At 57.6% G+C, this 24,292-nt stretch carries 21 protein-coding genes, 1 tRNA gene and 1 pseudogene; 18 read left to right on the forward strand and 5 right to left on the reverse strand.

From position 1 onward, the window contains the following. Positions 1 to 90 precede the first annotated feature (90 nt). The 3 genes from BSK21_RS11480 (at position 91) to BSK21_RS11490 (ending at position 2,942) form a co-directional block, all read left to right on the forward strand. Entirely contained in the window at positions 91 to 504 is a 414-nt protein-coding gene (locus tag BSK21_RS11480; protein ID WP_074039029.1) for an MAPEG family protein, read from the forward strand. Positions 505 to 545: 41 nt separating this feature from the next. After that, positions 546 to 1,934: a dihydrolipoyl dehydrogenase gene (gene lpdA / locus BSK21_RS11485; RefSeq protein WP_067550690.1), complete on the forward strand. Its 1,389-nt coding sequence runs from the start codon at positions 546 to 548 to the stop codon at positions 1,932 to 1,934. A gap of 126 nt (positions 1,935 to 2,060) precedes the next feature. Continuing rightward, positions 2,061 to 2,942, forward strand: a complete 882-nt coding sequence (locus BSK21_RS11490) for a TerB family tellurite resistance protein (RefSeq protein WP_067550691.1) — start codon at positions 2,061 to 2,063, stop codon at positions 2,940 to 2,942. Here the strand turns inward: BSK21_RS11490 and BSK21_RS11495 are convergent. Continuing rightward, positions 2,939 to 3,589, reverse strand: coding sequence for a GntR family transcriptional regulator (locus tag BSK21_RS11495; protein WP_067550692.1), 651 nt, complete (start codon positions 3,587 to 3,589; stop codon positions 2,939 to 2,941). The two genes, BSK21_RS11490 and BSK21_RS11495, sit on opposite strands and share 4 nt — an antisense overlap. A gap of 31 nt (positions 3,590 to 3,620) precedes the next feature. Further along, positions 3,621 to 4,208, reverse strand: a complete 588-nt coding sequence (locus tag BSK21_RS11500) for a SprT family zinc-dependent metalloprotease (protein ID WP_318254760.1) — start codon at positions 4,206 to 4,208, stop codon at positions 3,621 to 3,623. 212 nt (positions 4,209 to 4,420) lie between these two features. Between BSK21_RS11500 and BSK21_RS11505 the strand changes: the two genes are divergently transcribed. Together BSK21_RS11505 and BSK21_RS11510 are read left to right on the forward strand one after the other, a co-directional pair. After that, a complete protein-coding gene (locus BSK21_RS11505; RefSeq protein ID WP_067550694.1) occupies positions 4,421 to 4,744 on the forward strand; it encodes a TIGR02300 family protein in 324 nt (107 codons plus the stop codon). 87 nt (positions 4,745 to 4,831) lie between these two features. Then, positions 4,832 to 4,907, forward strand: a tRNA-Ala gene (locus tag BSK21_RS11510). A 10-nt stretch (positions 4,908 to 4,917) separates the two neighbouring features. On the opposite strand, the gene BSK21_RS11515 is transcribed toward BSK21_RS11510, so the two are convergent. Beyond that, on the reverse strand, positions 4,918 to 5,259 hold the full coding sequence (locus tag BSK21_RS11515; protein ID WP_067550880.1) for a cupin domain-containing protein: 342 nt from the start codon (positions 5,257 to 5,259) through the stop codon (positions 4,918 to 4,920). A gap of 153 nt (positions 5,260 to 5,412) precedes the next feature. On the opposite strand from BSK21_RS11515, the gene BSK21_RS11520 reads away from it, so the two are divergent. The 3 genes and pseudogenes from BSK21_RS11520 to BSK21_RS11530 all read left to right on the forward strand — a co-directional run bounded on the left by BSK21_RS11520 (position 5,413) and on the right by BSK21_RS11530 (position 8,985). Further along, complete coding sequence (locus tag BSK21_RS11520; protein WP_067550884.1) at positions 5,413 to 6,801, forward strand: phosphomannomutase; 1,389 nt, start codon at positions 5,413 to 5,415, stop codon at positions 6,799 to 6,801. A gap of 2 nt (positions 6,802 to 6,803) precedes the next feature. Then, positions 6,804 to 7,820 (forward strand): annotated as a pseudogene (locus BSK21_RS11525) (SDR family NAD(P)-dependent oxidoreductase). A 1-nt stretch (position 7,821) separates the two neighbouring features. Further along, a complete protein-coding gene (locus BSK21_RS11530) occupies positions 7,822 to 8,985 on the forward strand; it encodes a nucleotide sugar dehydrogenase (RefSeq protein ID WP_067550695.1) in 1,164 nt (387 codons plus the stop codon). Positions 8,986 to 9,020: 35 nt separating this feature from the next. Here BSK21_RS11530 and putA read toward each other — a convergent pair whose 3' ends face one another. Next, entirely contained in the window at positions 9,021 to 12,422 is a 3,402-nt protein-coding gene (gene putA, locus BSK21_RS11535; protein ID WP_067550696.1) for a bifunctional proline dehydrogenase/L-glutamate gamma-semialdehyde dehydrogenase PutA, read from the reverse strand. Between the two features lie 363 nt (positions 12,423 to 12,785). Here putA and BSK21_RS11540 point away from each other — a divergent pair, with 363 nt between their 5' ends. The 10 genes from BSK21_RS11540 to BSK21_RS11585 are packed head-to-tail and all read left to right on the forward strand — an operon-like array spanning position 12,786 to position 23,387. Beyond that, complete coding sequence (locus BSK21_RS11540; protein WP_067550697.1) at positions 12,786 to 14,213, forward strand: mannose-1-phosphate guanylyltransferase/mannose-6-phosphate isomerase; 1,428 nt, start codon at positions 12,786 to 12,788, stop codon at positions 14,211 to 14,213. A 5-nt stretch (positions 14,214 to 14,218) separates the two neighbouring features. After that, entirely contained in the window at positions 14,219 to 15,337 is a 1,119-nt protein-coding gene (gmd, locus tag BSK21_RS11545; RefSeq protein WP_067550698.1) for a GDP-mannose 4,6-dehydratase, read from the forward strand. Between the two features lies 1 nt (position 15,338). After that, positions 15,339 to 16,271, forward strand: a complete 933-nt coding sequence (locus BSK21_RS11550; RefSeq protein ID WP_067550699.1) for a GDP-L-fucose synthase — start codon at positions 15,339 to 15,341, stop codon at positions 16,269 to 16,271. Then, the gene (locus BSK21_RS11555) at positions 16,264 to 17,016 is read left to right on the forward strand and encodes a WecB/TagA/CpsF family glycosyltransferase (protein WP_067550700.1); all 753 of its coding nucleotides are present in this window, start codon (positions 16,264 to 16,266) and stop codon (positions 17,014 to 17,016) included. The genes BSK21_RS11550 and BSK21_RS11555 overlap by 8 nt, the downstream gene beginning before the upstream one ends. A 2-nt stretch (positions 17,017 to 17,018) precedes the next feature. Beyond that, positions 17,019 to 18,188, forward strand: coding sequence for a glycosyltransferase (locus BSK21_RS11560; protein WP_067550701.1), 1,170 nt, complete (start codon positions 17,019 to 17,021; stop codon positions 18,186 to 18,188). Continuing rightward, positions 18,185 to 19,066, forward strand: coding sequence for a sulfotransferase domain-containing protein (locus tag BSK21_RS11565; protein WP_067550702.1), 882 nt, complete (start codon positions 18,185 to 18,187; stop codon positions 19,064 to 19,066). Before BSK21_RS11560 ends, BSK21_RS11565 begins: the two co-directional genes overlap by 4 nt. Beyond that, the gene (locus BSK21_RS11570; protein WP_156529592.1) at positions 19,056 to 20,333 is read left to right on the forward strand and encodes a lipopolysaccharide biosynthesis protein; all 1,278 of its coding nucleotides are present in this window, start codon (positions 19,056 to 19,058) and stop codon (positions 20,331 to 20,333) included. The genes BSK21_RS11565 and BSK21_RS11570 overlap by 11 nt, the downstream gene beginning before the upstream one ends. Beyond that, positions 20,333 to 21,289, forward strand: coding sequence for a sulfotransferase (locus tag BSK21_RS11575; protein WP_067550704.1), 957 nt, complete (start codon positions 20,333 to 20,335; stop codon positions 21,287 to 21,289). The genes BSK21_RS11570 and BSK21_RS11575 overlap by 1 nt, the downstream gene beginning before the upstream one ends. Further along, complete coding sequence (locus BSK21_RS11580; protein ID WP_067550705.1) at positions 21,289 to 22,515, forward strand: hypothetical protein; 1,227 nt, start codon at positions 21,289 to 21,291, stop codon at positions 22,513 to 22,515. Before BSK21_RS11575 ends, BSK21_RS11580 begins: the two co-directional genes overlap by 1 nt. Continuing rightward, positions 22,512 to 23,387, forward strand: a complete 876-nt coding sequence (locus BSK21_RS11585) for a glycosyltransferase family 2 protein (RefSeq protein ID WP_067550706.1) — start codon at positions 22,512 to 22,514, stop codon at positions 23,385 to 23,387. Before BSK21_RS11580 ends, BSK21_RS11585 begins: the two co-directional genes overlap by 4 nt. On the opposite strand, the gene BSK21_RS11590 is transcribed toward BSK21_RS11585, so the two are convergent. After that, entirely contained in the window at positions 23,365 to 24,291 is a 927-nt protein-coding gene (locus BSK21_RS11590; protein WP_067550707.1) for a hypothetical protein, read from the reverse strand. The genes BSK21_RS11585 and BSK21_RS11590 overlap by 23 nt on opposite strands. Between the last annotated feature and the right edge of the window lies 1 nt (position 24,292).

A 24,292-nucleotide genomic window follows, 5' to 3' on the forward strand; every position in this document is an offset into this window, starting at 1 on the left:
TCGCCTCTTTCACCTTGCATTAACAACTCTCGGGGGGTCCGGGGGGCAGACAGCCCCCCGGCCTCTCAACAAAAGGCACCGATTGCACTCATGACCCCCGAACTCGAAGCCCTCGCATATGCTGCTTTGCTGCAAGGCATACAGTTTGGCTGGATGTCGATCCGTGCCAACCTCGAAGTCGGCCCCGGTGTCACAACGAGTCCCCGTGACCCTGATCGTTTGACCAAACCCTTGGTCGAGATGGTCAGCACCAAAACGGGTCGCCTTTTCCGCGCCATGAACAACCACTTCGAGGCGCTGATCATGTTCACCATCGCGGTCCTTGTGGTCGTGCTGGGAGACAAAACCACAGGATTTTCTGCGGCCTGCGCTTGGACCTACCTCGCGGCCCGCGTTCTATACGTTCCGGCTTACTATTTCGGTTGGCGCCCATGGCGTAGCCTGATCTGGATGGTCGGATTTCTCGCAACAATGGCGATGATTGCATCTGCCATTCTCTTTTGACTACGCTTGCCACAAAGGTGGCTACTGAACAGGAGACTGCTATGTCCAGCTATGACGTTATCGTAATCGGCGCCGGCCCTGGTGGCTATGTCTGCGCAATCCGTTGCGCCCAGCTGGGTCTGAAGACCGCAGTTGTCGAAGGTCGTGACACCCTCGGCGGCACCTGCTTGAACGTAGGCTGCATCCCGTCCAAGGCCCTTCTGCACGCGTCTCACTCGCTGCACGAAGCCGAAGAGAACTTTGGCAAAATGGGCCTCAAAGTCGCAAAACCCAAGGTCGATTGGGCAGCGATGCTCGATTACAAACAGGGCGTGATCGACGGCAACACCAAAGGGATCGAATTCCTGTTCAAAAAGAACAAGGTCGATTGGATCAAAGGTTGGGCCTCCATCCCCGAAGCTGGCAAGGTCAAAGTCGGCGACGACATTCACGAAGCCAAGAACATCATCATCGCCACAGGCTCCGAACCTTCTGCCCTGCCCGGTATCGAAGTTGACGAAGAAACCGTTGTGACCTCGACGGGCGCTCTGGCTTTGAAATCAATCCCCAAATCGATGGTTGTGATCGGCGCTGGCGTCATCGGCCTCGAACTCGGTTCGGTCTACAAACGCCTCGGCGCTGACGTGACTGTGGTTGAATTCCTAGACGTAATCACCCCAGGCATGGACGGCGACGTTCAGAAGACCTTCCAGAAGATGCTCGCGAAACAAGGCCTCAACTTTGTTATGGGCGCTGCCGTTCAGGGCGTTGCAAAAGGTAAAGGCAAGAACACCGTCACCTACAAACTGCGCAAAGACGACAGCGAGCACAGCATCGACGCCGAAGTCGTTCTGGTCGCCACAGGTCGCCGCCCCTACACCGCAGGTCTCGGCCTTGACGCTCTGGGCGTAGAAATGACCCAACGCGGTCAGATCGCAACCAACGGCCATTACGCGACCAACATTCCGGGTGTTTACGCCATTGGTGATGCAATCGAAGGCCCGATGCTGGCGCACAAAGCCGAAGACGAAGGCATGGCAGTTGCCGAAGTCATCGCGGGTCAGGCTGGCCACGTGAACTACGACGTGATCCCGGGCGTGATCTACACCGCACCCGAGGTAGCTTCGGTTGGCAAAACCGAAGAGCAGCTCAAGGCCGAAGGTCGCGCCTACAAGGTCGGCAAATTCTCGTTCATGGGCAACGGTCGTGCAAAGGCTGTCTTTATGGGCGACGGTTTTGTTAAAATCCTCGCTGACAAAGCAACCGACCGTATCCTCGGCGCGCATATCATTGGACCGGCAGCGGGCGACCTGATCCACGAGATCTGCGTTGCGATGGAATTTGGCGCAGCCGCTGAAGATCTGGCACGCACCTGCCACGCGCACCCGACATACTCTGAGGCAGTCCGCGAGGCGGCGCTCGCCTGCGGCGACGGACCGATCCACAGCTAAGACATCCAAAGGGCGGCCCTCGGGTCGCCCTTTTCATTTACGCTCCTGAAATTCCCCGATCCCGTCCAATCTCCGCCCCAATTCACAGGCACAAATGTCCTCAAGTTGTAACGAGGAGCCTGCAATATGCGCGGAATGATGACCCTGTTTTCGGTCCTATTGACCCTAGCCTTTGTGCCGTCACAGGCTGAGGCCAAACAATATTCCACCCCGAGCACAGGCATTGGCGAGAGCCTGAAATTCATCGCCGAGACGGACCAAGTTGATCCCAACGGAAATCCGATGTCGCTCTGCTATTTGGGCGAAGGCATCGTTCTCTTCTCCGCCCAAATGACGTTTGAGGTTCAGGCATATGTCCTCGCTGAAAACCGCTGCGACGCCGATAGCTATTTCGAACTCACCCTCCAACAAATGATCATGAATAAAGCCGCTGGTCTGTTCCCGTCCGACCTTCCGCTCGTGCCTGAAACCCCTGCTGATATCAAACTGCGCAACTATGGGTTCTATGGTCTGATCGCGTTTATCATCGGCTTCGGCGTCCTATCAAAACTCATCGGATCGATGGGTGGCCTGCAGGCCATGACCAGCAAACGCGGCACGCGCAAGGCACGCTACAATGATGAGACAGCCGTTCATGCCTTGGCTGCGATGTGCTATGTCGCGACCTGCGATGGTGACTATGACCAACGCGAGATCAAACAGATTTCCCACACGCTGAGCACCCTGACAGGCTGCGTTTATACGCCAAAGCAAATCATCGAGATGCTCAACTACACGGCCCAAGACAGCGACGCTGTTTCGGCCATCGGTGCGGACCTAAGCGAAAACGACCGTCACATCGTGATGGAAGCCGCAATGCGCATCGCCTTTGCCGACGGTAAGGTTGAACAGGTCGAATACGACGCCATTGCCCGCATCGCGAACCTTTTGCAGGTTCCGGCACAGGTGATGCGTGATCTGGTCCAAAAAATCGCGAATGCAGGTGCGGCGCAGCCCGCGACGGCCTAACCCCTAAGGAGCCGTAGACCTTGGGTCACGTCCGCCCGCACGGCGAGCCGCAGTCCGGGCTCATCCCCTGCCTTGAGCGCCGATAGGATCAGACGGTGATGGGGTGGCGGCTCTTTGCGGTTTAGACGCCCATAGAGTGCCCGCATCGTTGGCCCCATCTGGAGCCATACCGTTTCCGTCATCATCAACATCGCAGGAGCCTGCGCCCGCAGATAGAGCGTGCGGTGGAACTCTAGGTTCATGCGGATGTAACCAATCGCATCGTGCCGCGCGACCATCTGACTGACCGCCTGATTAATCGTCTCAAGCCGTTCGATCAGCGCAAAGTGCGCACGCGGCAAAGCACGGCTCGCCAATTCGGGTTCGAGCATGGCACGCAGGGCCGCCAATTCCTCGATCCGTTCGTTGGACAGTTCTGGCGTCGAGACGCGCCCCGAAGAGGACAAGAACAACGCGCCTTCGGCGACCAACCGACGGACGGCTTCGCGGGCGGGGGTCATAGACACGTCGAACTGTTTTCCAATGCCCCGTAGGGTGAGCGACGCCCCCGGCATAATCTCTCCGTGCATGACCTGCATACGCAGGGTGCGATACACCCGTTCATGGGCAGCGGCAGAAGGATCAGTGGGGCGGCTCGTCGGTATCATGCTTCGTTTGTGATCACAAAAACCGCAATCGTCAATCGCTGAACCGAACCCGATGCAGAACCTGCCCTTCGGTTTTCAGCCAGTGACGGGGTTCTTCGTAATCGGGGTAAATATCGGCGACGACATCCCAAAACGCTTGGGAATGGTTCATCTCGACCAGATGCGCGACCTCATGCGCAGCCACATAATCAAGCACCTCTGGCGGAGCCATAATCAGCCGCCAGCTATACATCAAATCACCCGCAGAGGTGCACGACCCCCAGCGCGACCGCGTGTCCCGTAGGCTCAGTCGCCCGTAGCTGCGCCCCAGACGGGCCGCATAGCGATCCGACGCCTCTGCCAAGGCATCGCGGGCTTGATGTTTGAGAAAAGCTAGAACGCGCGTCCCTGCCCGCTCTGGATCATTAGGAACCTCGAACGCCTCACCAGTGAACCGCACCCGTTTGCCAGTCGTGCCCAAAACGGGCACCTCGTCCCCCCGAAACAGAACCGTCCCGTCGATCCCGACGGTGCGTTCTTCGCCCATCTTATCCAGATGCGACCGCAGCCAAAGTTCCCGCTCCCGCACAAAGGCGATTCCTTCGCGTTCGTCCACACGGGTCGGCATCGTCAGGGTCACTCGACCATCCAACCTAGAGATTCGCAGCGAAATTCGCCGCGCGCGTGCAGAACGGCGCAGATTCACCGAAATCGGGGGGTTGCCAGCAAGCGTTATACGGCCCATATGCCTGTTCCTGATGTAAACCGGTGTCAAAGCCTTTGACACCATGGATGGCTTATGGCAGGTGGCATCATTCCACCGCAAGAGCGTGACAGATTGAAGGGATAGCCATGCCCAATGAAGAATGGGGAACAAAACGGATTTGCCCAACCACAGGCAAGCGTTTTTACGACCTGAACAAAAACCCGATCGTTAGCCCCTACACGGGTGAGGTCGTCAATATCGACTCGTCGAAGACCCGCACCATGATTGCGGACGCAGAAGACGCGCAGACCAAGAAAATGAAGGTCGAAGACGCGGATGATGATCTGATCCTCGACGATGATGACGACGAAGACGTAGATCTGGGCGATGATGTGCTCGACGAAGACGACGACGATACCGTGTCGTTCGACGATCTGGGCGACGTTGCTGCAGGCGACGACGAAGACTAAAAAATTCCGGCTCGGGCGAAATTTGCACTTGCACCCGCCCGAGCCAGCGCATAATCAGCGCAGCACGGCAGAAATGCCTACATTGATGGGGCCTTAGCTCAGCTGGGAGAGCGCCTGCATGGCATGCAGGAGGTCAGCGGTTCGATCCCGCTAGGCTCCACCAAATCCTCCCCTTATACCTTGATCACGTAGTCTTTGACCGTCGTTTCAACGACTTCCCACGTGCCCGAAAACCCTGGTCGGATGATAAAACTATCGCCCGCCTTAACGGTTTTCTCTGACCCATCGTCCCCGCGCAGGATCGAATGACCAGCTAGGATGCGGCAGTATTCCCATTCGTCATAAGACACCTTCCAAACACCCGGTGTCGCCTGCCAAATCCCCGCATAGATGCCGTCACGATCTTCGATGTCCCATGAGGTAAAGACGGGATCGCCTGCGATAACCTTGGACGGGTCTGGGCGGCTCTCAACAGGATCGGCAGCGGATTGGGTGATGGATTGAAGAAGTGTCATGGGGCCCCCTTGTTTGCCGTGATCAAATCCGAAGCAATGCGTGATTGCCACATCTTTCTGCACAAAGCCCGCGGCTTGCCGTTATAGGTTGCATGATCGTCCCTGAACGCTAGGGTCGCGCCATATTTTATAACGTTGATCTTGGACTATCAGATGGCTCCCTCTTTTGGCACCAGTGGCTTGCGTGGACTTGTCACTGAACTCGCACCCGAGCTGGTGACAGCCTATGTGCAGGCATTTTTGTCAGTCTGCCCTCATGGTGGCGCTCTCTATGTGGGGCGTGACCTGCGGCCATCGTCACCTGACATCGCAGGTCAAGTGATCGCTGCCGCTCGTGCCGTCGGCATCCGTGCGGTGGATTGCGGTGCTGTGCCAACCCCTGCTCTAGCCTTGGCGTCAATGTCCGCAGGCGCGGCAGCCGTGATGGTCACAGGTAGCCATATCCCCGCAGACCGCAACGGTCTGAAGTTCTACGTGCCATCGGGCGAGATCAGCAAAGAGGACGAGGCCGCGATCAGTGCAGCCTATGCCGCGAAACAAACTCCCGCAGCGGGCAGCGGCACCCTCGACCAGATCGATGCCACGGCCCCCTATATCGCCCGCTATGTGACCGCCTTTGGCACTGAGAGCCTCAATGGGCTGACCATCGGCGTCTACGAACATTCCTCGGTCGCGCGAGACATCATGTCGGATGTTCTAAACGCCTTGGGCGCCAATGTCGTGCGATTTGGTCGATCCGAAGTGTTTATCCCCGTCGATACCGAAGCCGTCGATCCCGATACTCGCTCCATACTTCAAACGCTCTGCCGCGACCATGGGCTCGATGCGATTGTGTCGACAGATGGTGATGCAGACCGCCCGATGGTGACGGATGCAAGCGGGCAGGTCATTGTCGGTGATGTGCTGGGCGTGATGACCGCGCTGTTGCTCGCGGCGGATACAATCTGCACACCGGTATCATCAAACGACATGGTGCGCCGCATGCCAGAGTTTGGATCGGTCCACCTGACACGGATCGGATCGCCCTATGTGATCGCCGAGATGGAAGAGGCACAAAAGAACCCAGCCAATCACGTGGTCGGATTTGAGGCCAATGGCGGGTTCCTGATCGGGTTCGAGGCAACCCTCAAAGGCCCGCTGCCCCCACTGATGACGCGCGACAGCCTATTGCCGATTATCGCGCCGCTGGCCTCGGCCAACTTGGCAGGTAAATCCTTAGCTGATTGCGTTGCCGACCTTCCACCATGCTTTACCGCGGCCGACCGCGTGCAAGAGATCAACCGCGATAAAGCAGCTGCTTTCCTGTCGGCCCTGATCGAAAATGACACCGCGCGAGAGACCTTTTTCGCGCCAACAGGCAGTATCAAAAACGTCGATTTGACGGATGGCCTACGGGTCAACTTTGACGGCGGTCAGGTGGTGCATCTCCGTCCGTCTGGCAACGCCCCCGAATTCCGCGTTTACGCCCAATCCCAAAGCGCCGCAGACTCAGCTGAACTGGTTAAGACATATATGGCCCGCGTGGCCGCAGAGGTTTTGTAAAAATGACAACGCAACAACGAACCGCACTGGTGACGGGCTCCTCGGGCTTTATCGGCTTTCACCTTTGCCAGAAACTGCTCGACGATGGCTTCCGCGTGGTCGGTATCGACAACCTGTCGGACTACTACGATGTGGCGTTGAAACAGCGCCGCCAGTCGATCCTGCTGCAGAACTCAAACTTCCGAGTCATCAACGATAACATTGAGGCCCCAAACCTTATGATGTCCCTCTTTGCTGAGGAAAAACCTGACGTCATCATTCACCTCGCGGCCCAAGCAGGCGTTCGTTATTCCATCGACAACCCGCGCGCTTATCTGGAAAGCAACATCGTCGGCACCTTTGAAATCCTAGAGGCCGCCCGCGCGTATCCACCCGCGCATATGTTGTTGGCCTCGACCTCGTCCGCCTATGGTGCAAACACGGTTATGCCCTATCAAGAAACCGTCAAAGCGGACCATCAAATGTCTTTTTATGCCGCCACCAAAAAGGCGACAGAGGCGATGGCGCATTCCTACGCGCATCTCTACGACCTACCTGTTACGATGTTCCGCTTCTTTACCGTTTACGGTCCATGGGGACGTCCAGACATGGCGCTATTCAAGTTCACCAAAGCGATCCTGAACGGTGATCCGATCGACGTCTAAAACCACGGCGATATGAAGCGCGACTTCACCTATGTGACGGACCTCGTCGAAGGAATCCGCTTGCTGATAGACGCAGCTCCCAAACGTGTCGATGAGGTGCCTGAGGGAGACAGCCTTTCCCCTGTGGCCCCGTGGCGCGTGGTGAACATCGGGAATTCGGACAGCGTCCAATTGACCGATTTCATCGCCGCAATTGAGGATGCGACAGGCAAAACCGCGACACGCAACATGATGCCGATGCAAGCGGGTGACGTGCCTGCGACGTGGGCTGATGCCTCGCTCTTGCAAACGCTGACGGGTTACAAACCACAAACGAATGTCCGCGACGGGGTGCAGGCCTTTGTCGATTGGTACCGCGATTACTACGAGGTCTGAGATGAAGATTGCTGTTGCAGGACTTGGCTATGTGGGCCTCTCGAACGCTGTGCTGCTGTCACAGAACAACGAGGTGATTGCAGTCGATATTTCGGAACATCGTGTGCAAATGGTGAACGGCGGAAAATGCCCCATCGTTGACAAAGAGATGGAAGAGTATTTGTCGCGCGGGAACCTCAACCTCTCCGCCACGACTAGCGCGGATGCCTACCGCGATGCAGAGTTCGTGATCGTAGCAACGCCCACGAACTACGATCCGCAGAATAACTACTTTGACACTTCCTCGGTCGAGGATGTTATCCGAACTGTTATCGCACAAAACCCCAAGGCAACGATTGTCGTCAAATCGACGATCCCCGTGGGCTTTGTCGAACGGGTCCGCAAAGAGTTGAACACGGATCAAGTGATCTTTTCGCCCGAATTCCTGCGCGAAGGCCGCGCCCTTTACGACAACCTCCATCCCAGCCGTATCATCGTTGGTGAACGCTCTGACCGTGCCCGCCGCTTTGCCGATCTGCTGCTCGAAGGCGCCATCACCAAAGATGTTGAAGTTCTCTTTACAGACCCGTCTGAGGCCGAAGCGATCAAACTATTCGCCAATACCTACCTCGCCATGCGCGTCGCGTTCTTTAACGAACTCGACAGCTATGCCCTATCGCGCGGCATGGACAGCCGTCAGGTCATCGACGGCGTGAGCCTCGATCCCCGCATCGGCAGCCACTACAACAACCCGTCCTTTGGCTACGGTGGCTACTGCTTGCCTAAGGATACCAAGCAGCTCCTCGCGAACTACTCTGAGGTGCCCCAGAACCTCATCGCAGCCATCGTGGATGCAAACCGCACCCGCAAGGACTACTTGTCTGACCGCATCATCGCGATGCAGCCCAAACAGGTCGGCGTCTATCGCCTCGTGATGAAAGCGGGCTCGGACAATTACCGCCAGTCGTCAGTGCAAGGCATTATGAAACGCGTAAAGGCCAAAGGGATCAAGGTCGTCGTTTACGAACCCGTCCTCGACGCGCCCGACTTCTTTGGGTCAGAGGTTATTCACGACCTCACCGCCTTCAAAGACCAATGCGATGTGATCATCGCCAACCGTATGACTGACGATATTCGGGACGTCGCGGATAAAGTCTTTACCCGCGACCTCTTTGGTGAGGACTAAGAGAAACGCCCGCCGAATGTGGCGGGCGTTTTCGTTTATCCAGCCAGAAGGGCTGCGTTACCCCCTGCGGCTGTTGTGTCGATGCACAAGTGCCGTTCATGCGTCACATGGCCAAGGTCAGGCATATCCGTGATCAGCGGAATGATCGGTCCCTTCCGACGCGCCAGCGCCTCCACATAGGGGCGCGCACCGTTGCCCCACCAGATCGCACCATGGAAACCGTTCAGCGTCGCGAGCGCAGAGGGCGCCAATTCACCCTGAACCGCAATCGCAACACCACCCAAAGCCTCTACCGCCGCGACCTGTGCCGCCACGGCCTCAACCCCTGGTCCCATGCAGAGGATCGGGCCACGCGGCAGGATAGAGAGCGTGTTGGCCTCACCCGTCGGACCGGGGAGTTCGATCTGACGAATAATGCCAACAGCCTTGGCCGCGTTGATTGCGTCTTGGGTATCCGACAGGTCCGCCGCTGTTTCCCAATCTGCGCCCTTCGCTGCCGACTTGGGTGCAGCAAAACGATAGAGGTACTGCGGACCGCCAGCCTTTGGCCCCGTGCCCGATAGACCCTCACCGCCAAACGGCTGGCTTCCAACGACCGCGCCGATTTGGTTACGGTTCACGTAAAGGTTCCCGACATGGATACCGTCCGCGACTTCTTGGACTCGGTTATCAATGCGGGTGTGCAGTCCAAAGGTCAGGCCAAAACCTTTTGCGTTTACCGCATCAATCACCGTTTGCAGGTTCGATCCCTTAAAGGTCGCAACATGCAGAACAGGCCCGAAAATCTCGCGCTCCAGATCTTCGATCCCGTTTACCTTGATCATGGTCGGGGCAATGAAGTTCCCAGTGCTCGGCACGGGCAGCTGATGAAGGACAGAACCCTTGGTCGCTTCGATGTAGGCGCCAATCTCAGTATAGGCCTCTTGATCGATGACAGGGCCAACGTCGGTGTTCAAACTCCACGGATCCCCCACAACCAATTCGTCCATCGCGCCCTTAATCATGTCGATCACATGAGGTGCCACGTCCTCTTGGATATACAAACAGCGCAGGGCCGAACACCGCTGACCCGCTGATTGGAAAGCCGAGGCCACAACATCGCGCACCGCTTGTTCAGGCAGCGCGGTCGAGTCCACGATCATCGCATTCAAACCACCCGTTTCCGCAATCAACGGCGCAGATGGCGACATATGTTTCGCCATGGATTTGCGGATGATCAGTGCGGTATCGGTCGAACCCGTAAACACAACACCCGCAATCCGTTTGTCTGACGTCAGCGCGGCCCCAACTGTGCCACCCTGTCCCGGAAGAAGTTGCAGCGCTGAAGCGGGAACGCCAGCCTCTATCATCAGCTGCACAGCGATGGCGGCGACAACGGGCGTTTGCTCTGCTGGTTTCGCCAAAACAGCATTCCCGACAGCCAGCGCCGCCGCGATCTGGCCCGTGAAAATCGCCAAGGGGAAGTTCCAAGGGCTGATTGCGGTAAAAATACCCCGCGGGAAATGATCCGCTTCTTCGGCCTGATCCGCATAGTAACGCAGGAAATCGACCGCCTCACGAACTTCACCCACGGCGTCGAGCAACGTCTTGCCTGCCTCTTGAGCCAAGGCCGCAAAGATCAGACCATAGTTTTCCTCGTAAAGATCCGCCGCCTTGCGCAGCACCGCCGCACGTTCAGATACGGGCGCATACCACACCTTTGCGTCCGCAATGGCGCGTTCAACAGTCGCGCTATCAGCCTCGACCACGGTCGCGATGGTCTCGCCTGTTGCGGGGTTGATCACAGGAACCTCTACGCCTGTGGCTGGCGACACCGTGATTGGACCAGCATTGGGCAGGACAACATCGCGCGCGGCAAAGACCTCTGCCAGCGTTTGTTCATCGCTCAAATCCCAACCCTTGGCGTTTGTGCGCCCTGCGCCGAAAATCTCGGGCGGGAGAACGAGGCCTATTGGGGCGGTCGCGGATTTAACCGCTTCAAACGGGTCGGTCGCGATCAGTTCAGGCGAAACGGCTTCGTCCACGATCTGGTGCACAAACGAAGAGTTCGCGCCGTTTTCGAGCAAGCGACGCACAAGGTAAGCGAGCAAGTCACGGTGCGCACCCACGGGCGCATAAATGCGGCAGCGACCTTTGGTTTCCTTGAGCACGATGTCGTGCAAACGTTCGCCCATGCCATGAAGTCGCTGGAATTCGAACGGACGGTCCTCTGCCATTTCCAGAATAGCGGCAACAGTATGCGCGTTATGCGTCGCGAACTGAGGGTAGATGCGGTCGGTGTAATCGAACAGCTTTTTCGCGTTTGAAATATAGCTCACATCGGTCGCAACCTTCGAGGTGAACAGCGAAAACCCCTCGAGGCCCTGCACCTGAGCCAGCTTCATTTCGGTGTCCCAATAGGCACCCTTTACCAACCGCACCATGATCCGACGGTCGAGCCGCGTTGCAGTCTCATAGAGCCAATCGAGCGCCGCCCCAGCTCGTTTGCCGTAAGCCTGAACAACAACACCGAACCCGTCCCAACCCGCGAGGCTATCGTCGGACAGAACCGCCTCAATCACCTTGAGCGATAGAACCAAACGGTCCTGTTCTTCGGCGTCGATGTTGAACCCCATACCAGCCGCTTTGGCCTTTTGCGCAAGTTCCAGAACCACAGGCACCAGTTCGGCCATCACACGGTCCTCATGGGCGACCTCGTAACGCGGATGAAGCGCGGAGAGTTTGATCGAAATCCCTGGGTTCGCTTCAACGCTGCCTTTGGTGCACGATGCGGCGATACCGTCGATCGCTTTGGAATAGGCGATGGCATAACGGCGGGCATCCTCTGCGGTCCGCGCTGCCTCGCCCAGCATGTCGTAGCTGTAAGTGTAGCCCTGCGCCTCTAGCTTTGCCGCGCGGTCGAGTGCCTTCGCGATGGTTTCGCCCAGTACGAACTGACGCCCCATTTCCTTCATCGCACGCCCAACGGCAGTGCGGATCACGGGTTCACCCAGACGTTTGATCGCGCCGCGCAGAACACCAGCCATCCCCGGCTTTTCATCGTCGAGCACACGGCCCGTCAGCATCAGCGCCCATGTTGAAGCGTTTACCAGCGACGATGACGCTTCGCCCAAGTGTTTGCCCCAATCCGACGGCGCGATCTTATCTTCGATCAGTGCGTCGATGGTGTCCGCGTCGGGTACGCGCAACATGGCTTCGGCCAAACACATGAGCGCGACGCCTTCACGGGTCGATAGACCGTATTCGGACAGGAAGTGCTCCATCAGGCTCGGATCGGCAGAGGTGCGGATATTCCGAACCAAGCCCGCCGCACGCGCCGAGATTTTAGTGCGCTTCTCCACCGACAAATCGGCCTGCTGGATCAACGATTGAAGCAGGTCAGCTTCGGAAGCGAATTTCATAGTGCGTGTGAACGCGGTCATGGGCCGTGCAGGCATTGCTGTCACCTAGAATGGAAGTTTCGCCTATAATCCTGTTTTGCCACGAATTTTGAAATGGGTCTTTTAACTGCATTGATGCCAATCTACATACTTTTGACCCGCAAATTTATCAATTCTCAAACCATGACCCCTTTCAGGCCACTTATAGCAGTGAATCTTCCTATTTGAAATTTGACCACCGAGTCTTTCAAATCACTGCTTATTTCTTCTCGAATTTTTAACCATTTCCCAAAATACTCTGCGAAGGTTCCGCGCATTTTTATGAAAATGTTTGGAATTTCCGCGCACTTACTGCGGTTCACTTGCTACATTCACCCTGCGGCCCTACCACGGCCCTATTGCGACACCCTTGGATAGAAAATGATTACACCGATTATACTTTGCGGCGGTTCTGGCACACGGCTCTGGCCGTTGTCCCGTAAGTCCTATCCAAAGCAATTCGTTCCACTTGTTGGTGACAAGACCCTGTTCCAAGGTTCGGCCCTCCGCATGACAGGCTCCGATTTCGCGGCGCCTATCGTGATCACCAATTCCGATTTTCGGTTCATCGTGACCGAACAGTTGCAAGAGGTCGGCATTGACCCCGGTGCCATTTTGATCGAACCCGACGGCCGCAACACCGCACCTGCGGTCCTTGCTGCAGCCCTTTATGTCGCGCGCAAAGACCCCGATGCGGTTCTGCTGGTCGCGCCGTCTGACCACATCATTCCCGATACCAACGCGTTCAAAGCCGCTATTGAGGCTGGCCTCAGCGCCGTTGACAGCGGTCAACTCGTGACATTTGGGATCACACCGACCCATCCCGAAACGGCCTATGGCTATCTCGAACTGACGACCCCATCGGACGGCCAGCCTGTTGCGCTCAAACGGTTTGTCGAAAAACCAGATGCCGAACGCGCAGCAGCGATGTTAGCCGAAGGCTCGTTCCTCTGGAACGCAGGTATTTTCCTCTTCCGCGCGCGCGACATCATAGCAGCCTTTGAAACCCACGCCCCCGACCTGATCGCTCCAGTAACGGCAGCGATTGAAACAGGACATGTCGACCTCGGGTTCTGTCGCCTCGGGCCCGAGGCTTGGGCGGGTGCCAAAGACATCTCCATCGACTACGCTGTGATGGAAAAGGCCGACAACCTATCCGTCGTGCCCTTTAACGGCGGCTGGTCCGACTTGGGCGGCTGGGATGCCGTCTGGCGGGAAAGCGACACGGACACCAACGGCGTCGTCACCTCCGGCGAGGCAACCGCGATTGATTGCACCGACAGTCTGTTGCGATCTGATAGCGACCGACTAGAGGTCGTGGGCATTGGGCTGAAAAACGTCATGGCCATCGCGATGAATGATGCCGTTTTGGCCGCCGACATGTCCCGCGCCCAAGACGTGAAAAAAGCCGTCGACGCGCTCAAAGCCAAAGGCTCGACGCAAGCCACCACCTTCCCAAAAGATCACCGCCCTTGGGGTTGGTTCGAAAGCCTCGCCATCAGCGACCGCTTTCAGGTCAAACGCATTCACGTGCACCCCGGTGCGGCACTGTCACTGCAGAGCCACCACCACCGCGCCGAACATTGGATTGTCGTAACAGGCACCGCCGAAGTCACCATCGACGATAAGGTCCAATTGGTGACGGAAAATGAATCCGTTTACATCCCTCTCGGCGCGGTGCATCGCATGAGAAATCCCGGCAAGGTTCCGATGGTCCTCATTGAGGTCCAGACAGGTGCCTACCTCGGTGAAGATGACATCATTCGATACGAAGATGTCTATGCTCGCGGACAAGGAGCGAAAGGCTAACCTTCATGAAAACAGCTCTCATTACGGGGGTAACTGGCCAAGACGGCAGTTACCTAGCGGAATTCCTATTGTCTAAAGGCTATGAAGTTCACGGGATCAAACGCCGTGCATCATCCTTTAACACCCAGCGCGTTGACCACATTTATGAGGACCGACATACCGACAATGCGCGCTTCAAACTGCACTACGGAGACCTGACGGACACGTCGAACCTGACCCGCCTGATCCGCGATATTGAACCTGACGAGATCTATAACTTGGGCGCGCAATCGCATGTCGCCGTGTCGTTTGAAGCACCCGAATACACTGCCGACGTCGACGCGATGGGCACTCTACGGATCCTTGAGGCGATCCGTTTTCTAGGTCTCGAGAAAAAGACACGGTTCTATCAGGCCTCGACCTCTGAACTCTACGGCCTCGTCCAAGAAACCCCACAGCGCGAGACGACACCGTTTTACCCCCGTTCGCCCTACGCTGTAGCGAAAATGTATGCCTATTGGATCGCTGTGAATTACCGAGAAAGTTACGACATGTATGCCTGCAACGGCATCCTCTTTAACCATGAATCCCCCCGTCGTGGTGAGACGTTCGTGACCCGCAAAATCACCCGCGGCCTAGCGAACATCGCACTCGGCCTCGAAGACTGTCTCTATATGGGCAACATCGACAGCCTGCGCGATTGGGGCCACGCCAAAGACTACGTGCGGATGCAGTGGATGATGCTGCAACAGGACGCGCCAGACGACTTTGTGATCGCGACAGGCGTTCAGTATTCGGTGCGTGAGTTCATCACGTGGACCGCCGCGGAGCTGGGCATTTTGGTCGAGTTCACAGGCAAAGGTGTCGATGAGGTCGCGACTGTGGTGGGCATCTCGGGCGACTTGTCCCCCGCGCTGAACGTCGGTGACGTGATCATGCGCATCGACCCGCGCTATTTCCGCCCCGCAGAGGTTGAGACGCTACTGGGTGATCCGACGAAAGCGAAGGAAAAGCTCGGGTGGGTGCCAGAAATCACCGCCCAGCAGATGTGTGCGGAAATGGTCGCTGAGGATCATAAATCCGCGCGGCGCCTCCAACTGCTCAGGGAATACGGGCTCGAACTGCCTGTGGCTTTGGAGGGCTGACATGACCTACGATCTGACGGGCAAACGCATCTGGGTCGCGGGGCATCGCGGCATGGTCGGTGGCGCGGTCGTGCGGCGTCTAGCATCCGAGGGCTGCGAGGTCATCACCGCTGGCCGCGATGTCGTCGATCTGGTGAACCAAAAGGCCGTCGACGATTGGATGGCAATGTCCAAACCCGACGTTATCGTGCTCGCTGCCGCTAAGGTCGGGGGCATCCACGCGAACGCCACCTCCCCCGTGGATTTCCTCTACGAAAACCTAATGATCGAGGCGAACATCCTCCATGCCGCCCACGAGGCAAACGTGGAGCGCCTTCTGTTCCTCGGTTCATCCTGCATTTACCCAAAATTCGCGATCCAACCGATCCAAGAGGCTAGCCTCCTCACGGGAGCGTTGGAGCCAACTAACGAATGGTATGCGATTGCAAAAATCGCTGGCCTCAAACTGGTCCAAGCCTTCCGCAAACAGCACGGACGTGACTGGATTTCGGCGATGCCCACGAACCTCTACGGTCCGGGCGATAACTACGATTTAACGACCAGCCACGTCCCGCCCGCGCTCCTCCGCAAGTTCCACAAGGCCAAAGAGAGTGGTGACACAGAGGTCGTCGTCTGGGGCACGGGCACCCCCCTGCGCGAGTTCCTGCATTGTGACGATCTGGCTGACGCGCTTGTGTTCCTGCTGCGCAGCTATTCGGGCGACGACCATATCAACGTGGGGTCTGGCGTTGAGGTGACGATCAAAGAACTGGCTGAGACCATTGCAAAGGTCGTCGGCTGCGACGCGGTCCTGACGTGGGACACCTCAAAGCCCGACGGCACCCCACGCAAGCTGATTGATAGTTCGCGCCTGCACGCATTGGGGTGGAACAACGCGCGCGACCTCAAAGAGGGGATCGCGCAGACTTACTCGGATTGGGTCGCCAATGGCTAAGATCGTTCCAGACGACGTGATCTACGACGTCCTCGGCGTGCCGATCACCGTAACAAACCTCCAAGCCGCTGCGGACCGCATTCATGCGTGGAAAGGTGGGCAGTCGCGCTATGTCGGCTGTCGCGATGTGGCGAGCCTCATGGTCATGTCCGAGACACCCGATCTGCGGGAAATCGCGAAAAACGCCGCGATGAATGTGCCTGACGGTGCGCCCATCGCGCTTCTTGGGCGGATCAAGGGGCACAACGTCAGCCGCACTTGCGGCCCCGACCTCATGGAAAAACTGCTCACCGATCCCGCCTATCATGACCTGAAACACTTCTTCTACGGTGGCAAAGACGGGATCGCAGGGGTGCTCTCGCAGACATTTGCAGCGAAGGGTGCCCAGATCGTCGGAACCCATTGCCCCCCCTTTCGTCCTCTGACGCCAACCGAAGACGCGAGGGTCGTGGCCCAAATCCACAACAGCGGTGCCGAGGTCGTTTGGGTTGGGATTTCATCACCAAAACAGGACATCTGGATCGCGGAACACCTTGGGCACATCAACGCAACGATGATCGGCGTGGGGGCAGCCTTCGACTTCCATTCTGGTGCTGTTGAACGCGCCCCTAAATGGATGCAACGCGCTGGGTTGGAGTGGTTATTCCGACTGCTTCAGGAACCTCGCAGACTGTGGCGACGGTATCTAATCCTCGCGCCGAAGTTCGTATTTCGCGTTCTGACCACGGGCACGAGGGCAGCATAAAGATGTTCAGTTTGTCAGGGTCACGCGTTGTTTTCGCCACCACCGTTCTGCCCGATGAAAGGGCCAATGGCGGTGAGATTTGTTCGCAGGAATTCATCGACGTTCTGCGCGATATTGGAGCCGACGTCAGGGTGGTTGGATATGAACGGGTGGGTCGCGGGCCGCTGCAGTCCGATCCATCGGTCTATTCAGCAGGGCCATGGTTTATCGAGATGGCTGAAGCAGGATGGCGCCGCATTTTGTGGCTGGCGCGCGCGTTCATCACCCATGCGCCCTTTACCCAGACCAAGTTCAAAGGCACCGCATACGTTCGGGCTTTGCGAAACGCGCTACGTGATGGGGCAGACGTATTGATAATCGACCATGCGCATATTGGCTGGATCGCGGAGTTGCCCGACCTGCCCACGCGCAAACTTTTCATCGCGCACAATTTAGAGCATTCACTCTACAACAGCATTGCCCAGCACGGTTCGATAGCAAAACGAGCGATCTATGCTAGAGAGGCAAGGCTACTGGAGGACAAAGAGGCAGCCCTTGGGGTCGAATGCAAAGCCGTAGTCGCCCTGTCCAACGCGGACCGAGGTGGCTTTGCCCGTTTGGGCGTCCCCACCGACAAAATCACCGTCATCGACCTGCCCGGACAGGCGTTCGACCTGTCCAAACCCGCACCGCCGAAATCCTATGACATCGGCTTGATCGGAAGCTGGCAGTGGGAGGTAAACCGCCAAGGCATTCGATGGTTTCTTGCTGAGGTCTTGCCTCATCTGCCAAACGACTTGACGGTCGCTATCGCAGGCAGTGGTTCCGAAACACTTTCGACCACCGATCGCCGCGTGTTCAAACTTGGGCGCGTTCCAGACGCGGGGCAATTCATGCGCGCTTGCCGTGCTCTCGCCGTCCCGACGGTGGTCGGATCAGGCATCCAGCTCAAAACCATCGAAGGCATATCGGTCGGCGTCCCAATGGTTGTCACGCCCTTGGCCTTACGCGGGATCAATGACGCGCCATTGCATGTCCGAACCGCTCAGACGAGCGTCGAATTTGCAAAAGCCCTAACCGAAGCGATGACCTCCTCCCCTACCGATGCCGACCCCCAATGGGCCAGCCGCCGCCGCGAGCGATTCCGCGAAACTCTGCTGTCAGTCTTTGAAAAGATCGGAGACGCCACATGACGCAGAACGTTCTGGTCAATTCGCTCCCCAAAAGCGGGACGCATCTTCTCGAAAAGGCGCTCATGGTTTTGGGCGGCGCAGCGCGTGAAAATGGGCGTACGGTTCTCGAACGGGCGACGGATAAGATCGGCCTCACGCCACCGCCTTTTCTCGACCGCCGTACCGCGGGGCGTTGGGGACGGCTGCGCATCTACAGAAATCGCGATCGCAGAGCGCACCCCACGGACGTTCCTGTTGGCGTCTTTTCGCCCTACTTCGTCCCTCGGTTCACTTTCGAAAACTGGCTCCAGAACCGCCCTCTCACCTCTTTTGGGAAAGCACATGTGCCCTTTAGCCAATGCGCAATGGAGGCCTTCGACGCCACTCAGACGAAGGCCATCACCATCCTGCGTGACCCTCGCGCTGTCGCCGCTTCGATGATCCCCTATGTCTTGGATGCGCGAAATTGGAACCATTTTTTGCGCCCCTTTTTCGAGACACTGACTGAGGACGAGCGCGTCGATTTCAGCATACACGGCGGTTACGCCAATCCGCCTGGACTGCCTGTCAAATCGCTCAATGACGCGTTCGAAAGCGTGCTGAATTGGGACCAACACGTCGGCACCCTGATCATCAAATTCGAAGACCTCGTTGGCCCACAAGGGGGCGGCACGATTGACGCCCAATCCGCTTGTTTTCAGGCCATCGCCGCGCATCTCGACGTCCATATGACCGATGATCTTTGGGCAAAGGTAGGCCAAGTCTTCGACCCGTCCTCACCGACCTTTCGCGGCGGGCGCATCGACGGGTGGCGGGATCGACTGACGACCAGCCAAATCGCACGGATTGAGGCCTCTCTCGACCCTGCTCTGATACGACGGGCGGGCTATGCAGAGTGAAAAAACGGCCATAAGGGGCAGCGTGATCCTCGCCATTGCCCGCGTCAGCACAATGGTGCTCGGCTTTGGGATTAATGTGCTCTTGGCGCGAATTCTGCCCATCGACGGCCTCGGCACGTATTTTCTTTTGACAAGCTTCTCTCAGGTGGCCGCCTTAATCGCGCTCGGCGGCTTTAACCACAGTGCGGTACCGCTGCTGTCGGGGTCTGATCGTGGATTGCCTATCCTTCGGGGGAGCGGGCTGTTCCTCATCCTCACGATTAGCATCACCTGCGGCGTTGCGATCCTGTTCATGCCCCTAATCCCGATGTCAGACGGGGCTGTGACCTGCATGGCGATCCTGCTCATTTGGATTATCGCACGCGCGACGACCCAAGCCATTGCCCATATCCTGAGGGCCTTCGGGCGAATGACCGACTTTGGCCTGCACGAAGTGTTTTCCTTCAACCTTCTGCTGTTTATCGCTTGCGCGTTGGCGTTTGCGCTAGGAAGAACCCCTAACCTCACGCAGATCGTGTGGATCACGGCGATTGCCGCTGCACTCTGTGTTCCATTGTCCATTGGCAGCCTGATCCCAGCCTTGCGGGCACTTCCGAAAATGTCAGGGGTCGACGTCGCACCCGTGGTCAAAACCAGCCTTCCACTCGCGATTATCGTCATCGCCAATACGGCCCTGTCAGAGGTACATCTCTGGATCGCGGGCGCATTGGGCGACACGGAAACTGTTGCGTTGTTCGGGGCTGCATTGCGCGTGGTGCGGTTGCTGGCGCTGCCACTCATGGCAGTCAACATGGCGATCGGACCGCAGATCGCACATCTCTGGAAGGCCAACGAAACGGTTCCGCTCGAACAGCTTTTGCGGCGGTCGGCAACGGTGATTATGGTTATCTCGCTCACTATGATGAGCGGCTTGGCGGTCGCTGGGCCCTCGATCCTCAGCCTCATTTTCGGGGATGCCTTTGCCTCCGCTTGGCCCGCATTACTCGTCCTTCTGGTCGGGCAATCCGTCAATGCCACGACAGGATCGCCGATGCTCGTGTTGACCGTCACGAACGGTCAGCGGATCGCGATGTGCTTTGCCGTTCTCGCCAGCGTCATTGGCGTCGGCGTGTCGCTTATCCTCGGACAAATCGATCCACTATGGGGCGTCGCGATTGGGGCCAGCGTGACGGTGATCGTTCAGAACCTACTGGCGGTTAGGTATTGCTCGGTCCGCATGGGGATCAAGACCTACCCCACCCTGCACTTTGGCAAGGAGCCGTGCTGATGGCTGTGACACCAGTCTTTCTCTTATCCCTACCTCGGTCTGGGTCCACCATGTTGCAACGGGCCTTGGGGCGGCATCCGAACATCGCGACCCTATCGGAGCCTTGGTTTCTGTTGGGTCTGATCCCGCCCCATGCTGTGGACGAAGCCGTCGCGACCTTTGAGTATTCCACCTATCGTATGGCGATAGAGGACCTCACGGCGGCACTCCCCAACGGGGAGGATGACTGGAACGACGCCATGCGCAGCGCAGCGCAAGTGATTTATGACCGTCTCTGCCCGGGCGAGCAGGCGATCTATTTCTTAGATAAAACGCCGCGCTACGCCTTAGCACCAAAAGCAGTGACCGCGTTGTTCCCTGACGCCCCAGTGATCATCCTGTGGCGCAATCCATTGGCTATCGCGGCGTCGATGATGACGACATGGAGCAAGGGCCGCTGGAACCTGTTTCGGTTCAAACAGGATTTGGACATCGCGCTCCCCCGCCTGATCGACTTTGCACGGACCAGCGATACCGCGCTGACGATCCGCTATGAGGATGCCTCAGAGAAGCTCGACGCGACGACGACGATGATCTGTGATCATCTTGGCATCTCCTGCGCCAACTTGAGCGAAAGCACCGACGTCGCGCTCTCGGGGCGCATGGGTGATCCGACGGGCGGGATGAAGCAGGTCGTGGCGGATGACCGTTGGAAGGCGATGTATTGCAACCCGCTGCGGCGCTGGTGGGCACGACGGTATTTGGATCGGATCGGGCGAGATGGCTTGGCCGTGATGGGCTATGACATTGATGTGCTGAAATCAGAACTGAACACCTGCAAGGGTGTTTTCAGGCACCTGAGCACAGACTTCTTATTGATGCCGTGGGGGACGCTGCGGGCGGTATTTGTGCTGCCATTGATCGGGCGACAACTGCGCCGACTGTTCGCGGGCCAGCTAGTGACGGAGGTCGATTGATGCAGGCCGCCACGGCACAGGATCACGCCCCTTCGGTCGGACTTGGGGCGCGATTGATTTACACCTCGGTTCTGTTCTTGCTCGCTATGGCAGTGGACCCGACGGATAGCGGTCTGGGCCTGCCGCTTACGTTTCAGTTCCTGCCTGCGATCATCGCGATTTCGGGCAGCGCCGCGTATCTAGCCCAAGGGTTCCGCCCTATCGGCGGTATCATTTGGCAAGACATCGCCTTTGCCATTTTGATCACCATGATCACCCTCGGTGGCGCCTCGACAAGCTATGTCACAGGCGACACCGCCGACAGCTTCCTACGCCTCGCTCTCTCTGCACTGAGCTACATTCCGATCCGCATGATGGCGAGCGTTCCTGAGGACCTCGATTGGTTTATGCGCAAACTGACATGGCCCGTGATTGTCATCGGACTGCTGATGTCAGCGCAATTGTTTTACTGGCAAATCGTCGGCCCGTTTCTGAAGCAGCGATCAGGCATTAACCATATTTTCCACGAAGAGGTTTTCCTCATCGGCGTTGCGACAATGGTTGCTGCGATGGGTTTGGTAGATCGCCCTATTCTAAGAATGATCGTTGGAGCCATACTGATTTTAGGGCAGTTTTTTACCTTTAAGATCACAGGTTTCCTGACGGCCTTTGCCACCATCGGCATCCTGCTTTTGATCCCGATTGATTGGGTGAGCCAAACGCCGAACCGCTCTGTCGTATTTCGATTTCTCAGTGTGATTTACGTGCTGATCGGGGTCGGCGTATTTTTGACCTTCCTCCCCATGATCGTTGATCATCTACCGTCGGGCAGTCGGTCCGTGAGGCTCTTTACCTACGCGATACGCTGGCAAAAATTTCTGGATGCGCCGGTCTTTGGAGCGATGTTTCATGGCTCCCCGCTCGTCTCGGTTCAGCGACAAAACCTCATCATCCCGAGCCACAGTGACCTTCTCGACCTCCTCGCTTTTGGCGGCACGGTCGGGACACTCGCGCTGTTGCTGCCCGTGCTATCCTTTGTTTTCAGTATCTTCCGCCTCAGGCACCTGACCTCAGAACGATTGGTCGCGCTGTTCGGCTATGGCCTCGTCGTGATGCTGGTCATTGTGATGACGTTTAACCCCCTGTGGCTCCAACCCAAGATGGGTGGGTTTTTATGGATGGGTTTCGCGGTCATGGCGGGTGTTCTGTCGCGTTCACACTTCAACACGAGGTCCGTTGCACCATGATCCCATCCATCGCCGTCCTTCTGACCTGTTTTAACCGTCGCGCCAAAACGCTCAATGCGCTTGAGGCACTTTTCAAACAAGACGGCGCTAGTGCCGCGTTTAGGCTGAACGTGTTTCTGGTCGATGACGGCAGCAGCGATGGCACGGGCGACGCGGTGCGTGAGGCATTTCCGCAGGTGCACGTGATTGATGGCACGGGCGACCTCTATTGGAACGGCGGGATGCGCCGCGCATTTGAAGGAGCGCTAGAATACCCGTTCGACTATATGCTTTGGCTCAACGATGACACCGATCTGAACGATGATGCAATCCTTCGCTTGCTTGAGACTTCGCAGATCCTCGCACAACAAGGACAGGACAAAACAGCCGTTTTCGGATCGACCTGTGATCCCCTATCGGGGGAGCTGACATATGGAGGGTTTCAACGGCGAAAGGGGCCGATTTTACGATTGAGGCACGTTGGTCCCGATCTACAAAGCCCACGCGAAGTCACCACGATGGCCGGCAATTGCGTGCTCGTCAGCAAAGCTGCCGTTGATGCGATTGGGAACTTAGAACCAAGGTTTTTCCATGCGTGGGGCGATGTGGACTACGGGATGCGGCTGCGCGATGCGGGGGGCAGCGTTTGGCTCGCGCCAGGGTATTTGGCGCAATGCGACCCTAACCCCGCCGCGCAACGGTGGCGCGACGATCCGAGCTTAAGCCTTCGGGATCGCTTAGCGCAGATGAACTCGTTTCGGGGGCTTTATCCCCCCGATTGGCTCCTGTTCATGCGTCGACATGGTGGGGTGATGTGGGCGTTGGCCTGGGCCATCCCCTATGTCCAACTCATCACCCGCCATCTCAAGTTCAAGCTATCGGCGTCAGCGTGATACTCTGAATTCGACGCGCCGTCGGGGCGATGCCATAGCCCGCGGCCACCATAACACCGCTACGGATTTCGACGCCGCCGCCGTCATAGGTCAGCGCGATGTCATACACCCCGTCCCAACTATTGAGCATCACACTGTCAGCTGCACGGGAGACCGCAGCACCTGAGGTTGGGATATAGCTTGTGCCCGCTCCGATCTCGACCTGAACACCAAGCGCGACGACGGTCTCGCCTGCGGACGCACTAAAAGGCCCGATGCCAAACTTGCCAGAGGTGCTGCCCGCGTTCGGGGTAAAGGTGTAGGTCACGGTGTAGACCCCACCCCCAAGCACGGTATTGACGATATCAGTAATCGCCCCCGCCGCAGCGCTATGAACGCCCAGAGCACCGACTGTGCCAGACAGGGAGCTATCAACACCCGCATCCACGTTCCGCAGCGAAAGGAACATCGCGCCCGAGGTCCCTGCCATATACCAGACACGCACCCGGAGGTTCTGTCCCGCCGACCAGCCGTCCGTATCCGCCTGAAGCCGATGCCACTTTGCCCCGCCGCTAGCGACCGACATGCCCGAGAAATAGCCCAAGGCATTCAGCGCCAAAGGTGTCGAGGTGGACACTAGATCCGCCCAGTCGGTGAGGTTCGGCTCTGATCCGTGGACAAGGTTGGTCGACGCGGGTTCGACCAACAATCCTCGTGGGTCGAGGGTTTGCGGATCATAATCGAAACGCGGCTGATCATTGCCAACAACCTCTAGCACTCCGACAGAGTTGATGCGGGTGCCCGTAGACGCTCGTGAATGCGAAACCCCCGCGGGTAGGCTATCTGTCAGAAACGATAGAACAACAGGACCATTGCCCGCAATTGCAGGGCGCTGCCCCAATTCAGCGATAGAAAACCCCAGCATG

Origin of the sequence: Marivivens sp. JLT3646 (assembly GCF_001908835.1) — a bacterium.
In the GTDB taxonomy this organism is placed as follows: Bacteria; Pseudomonadota; Alphaproteobacteria; order Rhodobacterales; family Rhodobacteraceae; genus Marivivens; species Marivivens geojensis.

Coding starts and splice junctions, on each gene's coding strand:
- BSK21_RS11480 (WP_074039029.1), top strand. CDS start 91: ATGACCCCCGAACTCGAAGCCCTCGCATATGCTGCTTTGCTGCAAGGC.
- lpdA (WP_067550690.1), top strand. CDS start 546: ATGTCCAGCTATGACGTTATCGTAATCGGCGCCGGCCCTGGTGGCTAT.
- BSK21_RS11490 (WP_067550691.1), top strand. CDS start 2,061: ATGCGCGGAATGATGACCCTGTTTTCGGTCCTATTGACCCTAGCCTTT.
- BSK21_RS11495 (WP_067550692.1), bottom strand. CDS start 3,589: ATGATACCGACGAGCCGCCCCACTGATCCTTCTGCCGCTGCCCATGAA.
- BSK21_RS11505 (WP_067550694.1), top strand. CDS start 4,421: ATGCCCAATGAAGAATGGGGAACAAAACGGATTTGCCCAACCACAGGC.
- BSK21_RS11515 (WP_067550880.1), bottom strand. CDS start 5,259: ATGACACTTCTTCAATCCATCACCCAATCCGCTGCCGATCCTGTTGAG.
- BSK21_RS11520 (WP_067550884.1), top strand. CDS start 5,413: ATGGCTCCCTCTTTTGGCACCAGTGGCTTGCGTGGACTTGTCACTGAA.
- BSK21_RS11530 (WP_067550695.1), top strand. CDS start 7,822: ATGAAGATTGCTGTTGCAGGACTTGGCTATGTGGGCCTCTCGAACGCT.
- putA (WP_067550696.1), bottom strand. CDS start 12,422: ATGCCTGCACGGCCCATGACCGCGTTCACACGCACTATGAAATTCGCT.
- BSK21_RS11540 (WP_067550697.1), top strand. CDS start 12,786: ATGATTACACCGATTATACTTTGCGGCGGTTCTGGCACACGGCTCTGG.
- gmd (WP_067550698.1), top strand. CDS start 14,219: ATGAAAACAGCTCTCATTACGGGGGTAACTGGCCAAGACGGCAGTTAC.
- BSK21_RS11550 (WP_067550699.1), top strand. CDS start 15,339: ATGACCTACGATCTGACGGGCAAACGCATCTGGGTCGCGGGGCATCGC.
- BSK21_RS11555 (WP_067550700.1), top strand. CDS start 16,264: ATGGCTAAGATCGTTCCAGACGACGTGATCTACGACGTCCTCGGCGTG.
- BSK21_RS11560 (WP_067550701.1), top strand. CDS start 17,019: ATGTTCAGTTTGTCAGGGTCACGCGTTGTTTTCGCCACCACCGTTCTG.
- BSK21_RS11565 (WP_067550702.1), top strand. CDS start 18,185: ATGACGCAGAACGTTCTGGTCAATTCGCTCCCCAAAAGCGGGACGCAT.
- BSK21_RS11570 (WP_156529592.1), top strand. CDS start 19,056: ATGCAGAGTGAAAAAACGGCCATAAGGGGCAGCGTGATCCTCGCCATT.
- BSK21_RS11575 (WP_067550704.1), top strand. CDS start 20,333: ATGGCTGTGACACCAGTCTTTCTCTTATCCCTACCTCGGTCTGGGTCC.
- BSK21_RS11580 (WP_067550705.1), top strand. CDS start 21,289: ATGCAGGCCGCCACGGCACAGGATCACGCCCCTTCGGTCGGACTTGGG.
- BSK21_RS11585 (WP_067550706.1), top strand. CDS start 22,512: ATGATCCCATCCATCGCCGTCCTTCTGACCTGTTTTAACCGTCGCGCC.
- BSK21_RS11590 (WP_067550707.1), bottom strand. CDS start 24,291: ATGCTGGGGTTTTCTATCGCTGAATTGGGGCAGCGCCCTGCAATTGCG.